This window comes from Streptomyces sp. NPDC060000 (assembly GCF_042737375.1).
Classification (GTDB): Bacteria; Actinomycetota; Actinomycetes; order Streptomycetales; family Streptomycetaceae; genus Streptomyces.
The window spans coordinates 1-9,461 of the sequence record NZ_JBHWUU010000151.1 but is presented as its reverse complement, the minus strand read 5'-3'; the positions used below and the strand labels follow the sequence as shown (position 1 = coordinate 9,461).

The window sequence follows — 9,461 nt, the reverse complement described above, 5'->3', positions numbered from 1 at the left end:
CTGCGGCTGTTCTGACCCCCGTCCCCCGAACCCGTACGACGTGCGGGCGGGGTTCCCGTGATCGGGACCCCGGCCCTTTCGTGTGCCCGGAGGGTCAGATGACCTGGTCCGGCGAGACCGGGGCGGAGGGGCCGACGGAACTGATCGAGCTGGCCGGGCTGGAGGACATCGAGCTGCCGGCCGAGTTCGAGGTCGGCGGGCTGCTGTCGGCCGGGGGCGGAGTGCTGGTACCGGACTCGGACGCCGAGGGAGAGGGCGAGGACGATGGGCTCGAACCGCTGCTGGACGAGCTGGACGGCGACGCCGACGGCGACCCGTGGCCCGAACTCGACGACGACGGCGTCGGCGTGCCGGAGGACCCACCGCTCCCCGACCCGTGTGAGCTGCTCGCCTCCGACGACGGCTGTGCCGTCCCGGTGGGCGTCGGGTCGTCCGAGGTGCCCATCGTGCCGTCCGGGCCCGGGTCCGTCGGCCCGCCGGTCGCCTCGCCCGTGCCGGCGGAGCCGCTGTCCTCTCCCGGGGTGGCGGAGTCCGGGCCGCCGTCGCCCGGACCGGTGCTGGCGGACGGGTTGACGCCGACCCGGTCGGAGGGGTCGTTGGCATCGTTGTTGGAGGTCGCGCCGAGCGTCACGACCGTGCCGAGCACGGCGACGAGCAGCGCGCCCGCGCCGGCCGCGACGAGGTTGCGCTTGGCCAGGCTCTTCAGGCCGCCCCGGCTGTGGCGGGCCGGCGGGCCGGCGGACTCACGGCGGGCGACGACGACGGTCTGGGCCTCCGGCGGGTGGGTCGCCAGTGCCGCCTGGATGCCGCGCGGCGGGGACGCCGACTCCTCGCGGCGGGCGTCGGGCACCTCCTCACCGGCCGTCGCCGTCGCGAGGCCTGGCACGTCCCCGGAGCGGTCGGCGACCAGGGCGAGGGCACGGCGGCCGGCGACGGTGCCGCGCTTGTCGGCGATCGCCCCGCGCAGGGCGAGGGAGGCCTCCAGCTCGGAGCGGGCCCGGTCGAGCTCGCCGCCGCAGAGGGCGAGGACGCCCAGCTCGTGGTGGAAGTAGGCGCGGTCGGCGGACTCCCCGGCGAGCCGGGCGGCCTCGGCGCCCTCGTGCAGGGTGTTCTCCCAGGCGCTCCAGTGCAGGCCCGCGGCGAAGGCGGGCGCGGCGGTGCGGGCGAGCTGGACGGCCGTGGCCTCCTCGTCCTCGCCGGGCCGGGTCGTCGTGGGGACGATCACGGTGAGGGCGGCGAGCACGGCGTCGGCCTCCGCGCACACCCGCTCGGGCGTGACCGAGGGGTGCCCGGCCCACCAGGCGTAGTGCTGGGCGGCGGCGTGGGCGCGGGTCTCGACGTCGTCGGCGTATCCGGCGCCCTCGAGCTGGGTACGGACGCCTGCGGCGAGCCGGTAGCGGGTACCGACCGGGGAGACGAGTCCGCAGGCGGCCAGTTCACCGAGGGCCGCGTCGGCGTGGGTGTCGCCGACCAGGGCGGGCAGGTGGGCCTGGTGCGGGACCTCGCCGCCCAGAGCGATGGCGAAGCGCAGGGTGGCGCGGGCGGAGGCGCTGAGGCGGGCGGCGAGCAGCGGGGCGGGCGCGGCGGCCTCGCCGAGCGAGGGCAGGGGTATCTCCTCGGCCTCGCCCGCTCCGGCGAGGCCGTCGACGGATTCCGTGAACGGCCGGGCGTCCTCGAAGACGCCGAACGCGTCGACCGCGTCGGCGCCGGCCCGCAGCCGGTCGCGCTGTGAGAGCAGGGCGCCGGCCTGGACGAACCGGAGCGGCAGGCCCTCGGACTCGAACCACAGGTCGCCGGCCCAGTTGGCCTCCTCCTCGGTGAGGACGCGGCCGACGCCGTGCTCGATCACCTCGACGCCGGCCGCGCGGTCCAGTCCGGAGAGGACGACCTCCTCGACGGCGGATTCCGCGGAGGGCAGCGGGGTGTCGGGGGTCGCGCCGAGCAGGAAGGCGCACTCGGGCGTCGAGTCCAGCAGTTCGTCGAGGGCGGCGCCGCCGAGGTCGAGGTCGTCGACCACGACCACCGCGCCGATCTCGCGGACCAGGGCGCGCAGGTCGTCGTCGGCCGGGCGGTACTGCGGGGCGTCGTAGACGGCGTGGAAGAGGTCGTTCAGCAGGTCGGCCGTGGTGCGGCGGAAGCCGGTGAGGCGGACGACGCCGTCGGGGGCGAGATCCTCGCAGTCCTCGGCGACGAGGTCGAGGAGACTGGTACGGCCGGAGCCGGACGGTCCGGTGAGCCGGACGGAGCGGCCCCGGGCCAGCAGCCGGACCAGCTGTTCGCGTTCGTCCTGGCGGCCCAGGAGCGGCTGCGCGGGCCGGGCGGGTCCGGCGGGGGCCGGCGGCCGGGCGGCGCGTTCGGCCTCGGCCCGCTGCTCGGGTGTGCGCTTGGCGGGGCGCTCCGGTATCTCTCCCCCGCTCCCGGCCGCGCTCGAACGGGAAGGGGCCCCGGGCGGGCGGAGTTCTATCTCGCTGCCGTCGACCGGGTTGACCGTGAGCAGGTGTTCGCCGACGACGAGCCGCACCGTGCGGGCCAGGGCCGGCGCGTGCTGACCGAAGTCGGGGGTGAGAGGGTCCCTGGACGGGCGCGGGCGCGGCGCGGTGCCGTCGTCGTCCTGGCCGTACTCCTCGGGTCCCCGGGCGTTCGGGTCCATAGGTTCAAGCCCCCCAAAAGCGTCGTGTGGCGGTAGCCCCTCCCGGCCTTGCTGCACACTGCGCTGTCGCTTCTGGTCCGGTACCCGCTCGAGGGTTGAGGGCGGCGGGCAGACGAACCGTAAACCTTCGCACAGTATCTACGACAGCCCGGGGTGCCGGGCCGCCCGAAGCGTCACAGTCTCGTGAGGATTGCGCCCGTCGCGCGTTTCCCGCCGCAGCCCACGCGCCCTGCCCGATCACACCCGGGGCAGGGACTCCACGCCGATACCGCCCTCGATGGCGAGGATCCTGTGCAGGCGGGTGGCCACCAGCAGGCGTTGCATCTGCGGAGGCACACCGCGCAGCACCAGACGTCGGCCGCACCGGCCGGCCCGGCGGTGGACACCCATGATGACGCCGAGCCCGGTGGCGTCCCAGGAGTCCAGCTCGGACAGGTCGAGCAACAGGTCGCCGACGCCGTCGTCCACGGCCGCGTGCAGGGCCGTACGGGCGTCCGCCGCGCTGCGGACGTCGAGGCGGCCCCCGACGACCAGCTCTACGTGGTCGCCCCTGATGTGCATAGCGCTCCCCTAAGCGTGCGTCTCGTGCTCCGCGGTGTGGTGTCCGGTGTTGCATCCTCTGACTGCGCGAAGCGGTCGAAGGTTGCCGTCTGTGAGCGAACCGATACCGAATTCACTCGCGGGGGTGAGGCCCATGGGCCTGTGCGGTTTCGGTGCCTGCAGAAGCCCTGCCCGCTCAGGTGTCCGATGTCACCGGCGTCAACCATCCGGCGCAGCCGCTCCGCATGCCTCTCGGCGGGAGATTAGCGGGAGTGAGGCGCTGTGTGACCGGTTAGTAACGCGGCTCACGTCTCAGCGCGTGAGACGCCGGTCACGTCGTCAAATGCTGTCCGATTCACGCCGTTTGGCCCCGTACCGGCCGCGTGCCGGCCACCGTGACGAAGGGAACGGAAACGATCCTCCCGGACCGTCTAGATTGGCCGCATGGTCAATCTGACGCGCATCTACACGAGGACCGGCGACCAGGGCACCACCGCCCTCGGCGACATGAGCCGGGTCGCCAAGACCGACCTGCGGATCGCCGCGTACGCCGACGTCAACGAGGCGAACGCGGCGCTCGGCACGGCGCTGGCGCTGGGCGGACTGGACGAGGAACTCGTGAGGGTCCTCACCCGTGTGCAGAACGACCTGTTCGACGTGGGCGCGGACCTGTCGACGCCGGTGGTGGAGAACCCGCAGTTCCCGCCCCTGAGGGTCGAGCAGTTCTACGTCGACCGACTGGAGGCGGACTGCGACCTGTTCAACGAGCGGCTGGAGAAGCTGCGGTCGTTCATCCTGCCCGGCGGCACCCCGGGCGCGGCCCTGCTCCACCAGGCCTGCACGGTGGTCCGGCGGGCCGAACGCTCCACCTGGGCCGCGCTGGAGGCGCACGGCGAGCGGATGAACCCGCTCACGGCGACCTACCTCAACCGGCTCTCGGACCTGCTGTTCATCCTGGCCCGCACCGCCAACAAGGCGGTCGGGGACGTGCTCTGGGTGCCGGGCGGCGAGCGCTAGCGCATCTTGGCCGGTTCCCGCTCCGATTCGCCCGCGGGTCACCCCGCCGCTTCCGTCTTCGGTTCCGTCTTCGCCTCCTCCGGCGGTTCCGACTTCGGGAACAGGGTGTAGCTCAGCGCGATGACGAGATTGATGCCTATCACCCACAGCATCCGCAGCTGCCACGCCCGCAGCGAGTCGGTCCCGCCGTCCCCGCCGACGTACCAGGCGGCCGCCTGGAGCAGGGCCACGGCGACGAGTGCGGAGACGGTCCAGCGGCCCGCCACCTTCCACTCGTGGACGGCGCGGGCCCTGCCGTACCTCGGCGGCCGCACGGGCGGCGGCCCGCCGGCGAAGCGGTGGGCGATCCGGGCGTCCGCCCACTTGACGGTGGAGTGGCCGAGGCCCACGGTGAAGCCGATGCAGACGGCGGCGAGGCCGTGCCGCCAGTCCGGCTCGGCGCCGTTTTTGAGGTCGACGGCGGTCACCGCGAACAGCACGGCCTCCGGCAGCGGCTCGCACAGCAGCAGGGCCAGGCCCAGTCGCGGCATCCGGAACACGTACCGGAAGGCCAGTCCGGCGGCCGCCAGCACCCAGAAGGCCACCTCGCAGGCGATGATCAGTCCGACGATCACGGTTCGCTCCTCTCGCTCGCCCTTCCAGGCTCCCGTCGGGCGCGGCCGCGTGCGTCGTCGGCGGTGACGAGGTCGCGGTACATCGAAAGATGCAGTTCGGGACCGTCCCCGGGGAGCAGGCGGACGCCGTGCGAGGCGTGTTGGATGGAGGGCATGGCCGTCCGAGAACCGCACCGCCTGCGCCGCCCGCACTCGCCGCGCCGCCCGCGTCCACTGCGCCGCCCACACCGTCCGCACCGTCCGCACCGCTTCGACGTGTACATCGCGGTCGGCGGGCTGCTCGGCGGGCTGTTGCTGGTGGCCATCGGTCTGGGCACGCGGCCGTCCGACGATCCGATCACGCTGTTCGACGGCCCCTGGCCGGTGCTGGTGCCGCTCACCGGGATGGCCGGCTGCGAGGTGCTGCGCCGAGCGGCTCCCCGCGCGGCCCTTCTGACCGGCACGGTCGCGATCACCGCGGACCTCGTGACCCAGGGCAACCTGTCCACGATCCTGATGTTCACCGACCTCATGTACGCGGCCGTCCTGTACGGCCCGCTCACCTCGGCCCGCCGGATCCAGTGGATCACCGGCCTGCTGACGGTGGCCGGGGCGCTGGTGCCCTTCGCGGTGTGGCGGGTGCCGGAGGCCCTGCTGATCGGGGTGGTGGTCGGCATCGTGGCCTACGCGCCCGCCGCCACCGGCTGGATCGTGCGCGACCACCGGGACGCCGCCGAGGCGGCCCGGCTGAGGGCCGAACAGACCGCGCTGCTCGCCGGGATCGACCGCGCCCAGGCCGTCACGACGGAGCGGGCGCGGATGGCGCGGGAGTTGCACGACATGGTCGCCAACCACCTGTCGGCGATCGCCATCCACTCGACGGCGGCCCTCTCGATCGACGACCCGGACACCTCCAGGCAGGCGCTGTCCGTCATCCGCGAGAACAGCGTCGAAGGGCTGGCGGAGATGCGGCGGCTGATCGGGATCCTGCGCGACGGCAGCGGGGACCGTGAGCCCGCCGCGGCCCCCACCCTGGACGGTCTGGAGGCCCTCGTCGAGGGTGCCCGCGCCAACGGTCTCGACGTCACGCTCGTCACCGAACACGGTGGGGTGCCCGCGCCCGTCGAGCTCGCCGCCTACCGGATCGTCCAGGAGTCGCTGACCAACGCGCTGAAGCACGCCCGTCCGGGCCGTGTCACCGTCGCCCTCGTGCGGCTCGACGGTGTGCTCGACGTGCGGGTGCGGAGTCCGTACGGACGTCGGGACGGGCCCCGCGCCCCTGGCTCCGGCGCCGGACTCGTCGGAATGCGGGAGCGGGCGGCGCTGCTCGGCGGCACGTTCGGCGCCGGGCCCGAGGGCGCCTGCTGGACGGTTCGCGCCACGTTCCCCCTCGTCGAAGGAGAACTCGTATGAGCTCCGCCATCCGTGTCCTCGTCGCGGAGGACCAGTCCGCCGTGCGCGCCGGACTCGTCCTCATCCTGGGCAGCGCGGCCGACATCGAGGTGGTGGGCGAGGCGGCGGACGGGGAGCAGGCGGTGGCCCTGGCCCGGGAGTTGCGGCCCGATCTGGTTCTGATGGACGTTCAGATGCCGCGTCTGGACGGGGTGTCGGCGACCCGGAAGGTCGTCGAGGAGGGCCTGGCCGACGTTCTGGTGCTGACCACCTTCGACCTCGACGAGTATGTGTTCGGGGCGCTGCGGGCGGGTGCGGCGGGGTTCCTGCTGAAGAACACGGAGGCGCGGGATCTTCTCGCGGCGGTCCGGACCGTGGCGGGCGGCGAGGGCCTGATCGCACCGGCCGTGACGCGCCGCCTGATCGCCGAGTTCGCCGCGAAGCCGGTGCGGGCCCCGAAGGCCGACCCGGCCGTGCTCGGCACCCTCACCCGGCGCGAGCGGGAGGTGCTGGTCTGTCTCGGTGAGGGGATGTCGAACGCGGGCATCGCCGGGCGCCTCGAGATGGCGGAGGCGACGGTGAAGACGCACGTCAGCCGGCTTCTCGGAAAGCTGGAGCTGCGCAGCCGGGTGCAAGCGGCGGTACTGGCACAGGAGTTGGGGATGCGGGCGGGATCCCTGGGAATCCCGGAGGTTTAGCCCGCCGCACTGGTCCAGACCTATTGACCTGTGGTCCAGACCTTTCTATTCTCGCGGCACCGTGGGTGTGAAGGCTCAGTCACGCCCCCCAACTCCCCCCGAGGAGGCGCAGGATGCGCTTCAGACACAGAGCCGCGGCAGCGTTCGCGACGCTGCTGCTCCCGCTGGCCGGCCTGGTCGGCCTCGCGAGTCCCGCCCAGGCCGCGGCAGATTCTTCGTCGGCCACCGCCACCTACACCAAGGCCTCGGACTGGGGCACCGGCTTCGAGGGCAGGTGGACGGTGAAGAACACCGGTACCACCGCGATCAGTTCATGGACGGTCGAGTGGGACTTCCCCTCCGGCACCTCCGTCACCTCCGCCTGGGACGCCGACGTCACCTCTTCCGGCACCCACTGGACGGCCAAGAACAAGTCCTACAACGGCGCCATCGCCGCCGGCGCCTCCGTCTCCTTCGGGTTCAACGGCGCGGGCTCCGGCTCCCCGTCCAACTGCAAGCTCAACGGCGGCGGTTGTGACGGCACGACGGTCCCGGGCGACGCCGCTCCGTCCGCCCCGGGCACCCCGACCGCGTCCGCCGTCACCGACACCTCGGTGAAGCTGGCCTGGTCCGCGGCCACCGACGACAAGGGCGTCAAGAACTACGACGTCCTGCGCGACGGCGCCAGGGTCGCCACGGTGACGACGACCTCGTACACCGACACCGGTCTGACCGCCGGCACCGACTACTCCTACACCGTCCAGGCCCGGGACACCGCCGACCAGACCGGTCCGGCCAGTGGCGCCGTCGCGGTCCACACCACCGGCGGCGGCACCACTCCCCCGACCACCGGCGACAAGGTCAAGCTCGGCTACTTCACCGAGTGGGGCATCTACGGCCGCAACTACAACGTCAAGAACCTGGTGACGTCCGGCTCGGCCGCGAAGATCACGCACATCAACTACGCCTTCGGCAACGTCACCAACGGTCAGTGCGCGATCGGCGACTCCTACGCCGACTACGACAAGGCCTTCACCGCCGACCAGTCGGTCAGCGGTGTCGCCGACACCTGGGACCAGCCGCTGCGCGGCAACTTCAACCAGCTGCGCCAGCTGAAGGCCAAGTACCCGAACCTCAAGGTGCTGTGGTCCTTCGGCGGCTGGACCTGGTCCGGCGGCTTCGCCCAGGCCGCGGCCAACCCGGCCGCGTTCGCGCAGTCCTGCTACAACCTGGTCGAGGACCCGCGCTGGGCCGACGTCTTCGACGGCATCGACATCGACTGGGAGTACCCGAACGCCTGCGGCCTGTCCTGTGACACCAGCGGGGCGGCGGCCTACAAGAACCTGATGCAGGCGCTGCGCGCCAAATTCGGCGCGAACTACCTGGTCACCGCGGCCACCACGGCCGACGGCACCTCCGGCGGCAAGATCGACGCCGCCGACTACGCGGGCGCCTCGCAGTACGTCAACTGGTACAACGTGATGTCGTACGACTTCTTCGGCGCCTTCGACGCGGACGGTCCGACGGCCCCGCACTCCCCGCTCACCTCGTACAGCGGCATCCCGCAGGCCGGGTTCACCACGGCCGACGCGATCGCCAAGTTCAAGTCGAAGGGCGTGGCCGCGAGCAAGCTGCTCATCGGCATCGGCTTCTACGGCCGCGGCTGGACCGGCGTCACCCAGGACGCCCCGGGCGGCACGGCCACGGGCCCGGCGCCCGGCACCTACGAGCAGGGCATCGAGGACTACAAGGTCCTCAAGACGTCCTGCCCGGCCACCGGCACCATCGCGGGCACGGCATACGCGAAGTGCGGCAGCAACTGGTGGTCCTACGACACCCCGGCCACCATCGCCGGAAAGATGACCTGGGCCAAGAACCAGGGCCTGGGCGGCGCGTTCTTCTGGGAGTTCAGCGGCGACACCACCAACGGCGAGCTGGTGAGCGCCATCAACAGCGGACTGTCGTAAAAAGATTCGCCAGGAGACATCGACCCTCTCCCCCAGGCTCCGTCCGGGTCCCCACACAGCGAGTGAACGCGGCTACGCCACATTCACTCGCTGTCCGGGCGGGGCCGCCTCCAGCCACGCGAGGAAACCGGTCAGCGCGTCTTCGCTCATGGCGAGTTCGAGGCGCGTGCCCCGGTGCACACAGGTGAGGATCACCGCGTCGGACAGCAGCGCCAGCTCCTCCTCGCCCTCGGGAAGACGGCGGCCGGCCACCTCGATCGAGCCGCGCTCCAGGACCCGGCGCGGGCGGTAGGCGTAGGAGAAGACCCGGTACCACTCGATGCGGTCGCCGTTGTAGCGGGCGACGCCGTAGCTCCAGCCTTTTCCGCTCGTGTCCGGTTTCTCGGGGACGTCCCAGCGCAGGGAACAGTCGAAGGTACCGCCGGACCGCTGGATGAGTCGGCGGCGCAGGCCGAAGACGAACAACCCCAGCGCCACCAGGGCCACGACGATTCCGCACACAGTCAGAGCGAGGACCATCGACACCGACCTCCTCGTCTCCTAGATACCGAAACAGGTAACGGAACGGAAAAAACATCCATATCTGCCTCAGCCGCGGTCGGCACCGGATTGCTCCGGTGCCGAC

At 72.3% G+C, this 9,461-nt stretch carries 8 protein-coding genes; 4 read left to right on the top strand and 4 right to left on the bottom strand.

Going from position 1 to position 9,461, the window contains the following annotated elements:
- Positions 1–94: 94 nt before the first annotated feature.
- Positions 95–2,650 carry an ATP-binding protein gene (locus tag ACFWBB_RS41800; RefSeq protein ID WP_385284309.1) on the bottom strand — a complete coding sequence of 852 codons (2,556 nt, stop codon included), beginning with the start codon at positions 2,648–2,650 and terminating at the stop codon, positions 95–97.
- 237 nt (positions 2,651–2,887) lie between these two features.
- Entirely contained in the window at positions 2,888–3,211 is a 324-nt protein-coding gene (locus tag ACFWBB_RS41795) for an STAS domain-containing protein (protein ID WP_385284306.1), read from the bottom strand.
- 423 nt (positions 3,212–3,634) lie between these two features.
- Between ACFWBB_RS41795 and ACFWBB_RS41790 the strand changes: the two genes are divergently transcribed.
- On the top strand, positions 3,635–4,207 hold the full coding sequence (locus ACFWBB_RS41790) for a cob(I)yrinic acid a,c-diamide adenosyltransferase (protein WP_385284303.1): 573 nt from the start codon (positions 3,635–3,637) through the stop codon (positions 4,205–4,207).
- Between the two features lie 38 nt (positions 4,208–4,245).
- Here the strand turns inward: ACFWBB_RS41790 and ACFWBB_RS41785 are convergent, their stop codons facing one another.
- Complete coding sequence (locus ACFWBB_RS41785; protein ID WP_385284300.1) at positions 4,246–4,821, bottom strand: hypothetical protein; 576 nt, start codon at positions 4,819–4,821, stop codon at positions 4,246–4,248.
- A 144-nt stretch (positions 4,822–4,965) separates the two neighbouring features.
- On the opposite strand from ACFWBB_RS41785, the gene ACFWBB_RS41780 reads away from it, so the two are divergent.
- The 3 genes from ACFWBB_RS41780 (at position 4,966) to ACFWBB_RS41770 (ending at position 8,836) form a co-directional block, all read left to right on the top strand.
- Entirely contained in the window at positions 4,966–6,213 is a 1,248-nt protein-coding gene (locus ACFWBB_RS41780; RefSeq protein WP_385284298.1) for a sensor histidine kinase, read from the top strand.
- Positions 6,210–6,890, top strand: coding sequence for a response regulator (locus ACFWBB_RS41775; protein WP_385284295.1), 681 nt, complete (start codon positions 6,210–6,212; stop codon positions 6,888–6,890). The genes ACFWBB_RS41780 and ACFWBB_RS41775 overlap by 4 nt, the downstream gene beginning before the upstream one ends.
- A 113-nt stretch (positions 6,891–7,003) precedes the next feature.
- Complete coding sequence (locus ACFWBB_RS41770) at positions 7,004–8,836, top strand: glycosyl hydrolase family 18 protein (RefSeq protein WP_385284292.1); 1,833 nt, start codon at positions 7,004–7,006, stop codon at positions 8,834–8,836.
- 72 nt (positions 8,837–8,908) lie between these two features.
- On the opposite strand, the gene ACFWBB_RS41765 is transcribed toward ACFWBB_RS41770, so the two are convergent.
- Positions 8,909–9,355 (bottom strand): DUF2550 domain-containing protein, encoded by a 447-nt coding sequence (locus ACFWBB_RS41765; RefSeq protein ID WP_328479679.1) that lies wholly within the window; start codon positions 9,353–9,355, stop codon positions 8,909–8,911.
- Positions 9,356–9,461: the final 106 nt, after the last annotated feature.

Excerpts from the sequence above, each read along its gene's own strand:
- ACFWBB_RS41780 (WP_385284298.1), top strand. The coding sequence starts at position 4,966 with ATGGAGGGCATGGCCGTCCGAGAACCGCACCGCCTGCGCCGCCCGCAC.
- ACFWBB_RS41790 (WP_385284303.1), top strand. The coding sequence starts at position 3,635 with ATGGTCAATCTGACGCGCATCTACACGAGGACCGGCGACCAGGGCACC.
- ACFWBB_RS41765 (WP_328479679.1), bottom strand. The coding sequence starts at position 9,355 with ATGGTCCTCGCTCTGACTGTGTGCGGAATCGTCGTGGCCCTGGTGGCG.
- ACFWBB_RS41800 (WP_385284309.1), bottom strand. The coding sequence starts at position 2,650 with ATGGACCCGAACGCCCGGGGACCCGAGGAGTACGGCCAGGACGACGAC.
- ACFWBB_RS41795 (WP_385284306.1), bottom strand. The coding sequence starts at position 3,211 with ATGCACATCAGGGGCGACCACGTAGAGCTGGTCGTCGGGGGCCGCCTC.
- ACFWBB_RS41775 (WP_385284295.1), top strand. The coding sequence starts at position 6,210 with ATGAGCTCCGCCATCCGTGTCCTCGTCGCGGAGGACCAGTCCGCCGTG.
- ACFWBB_RS41770 (WP_385284292.1), top strand. The coding sequence starts at position 7,004 with ATGCGCTTCAGACACAGAGCCGCGGCAGCGTTCGCGACGCTGCTGCTC.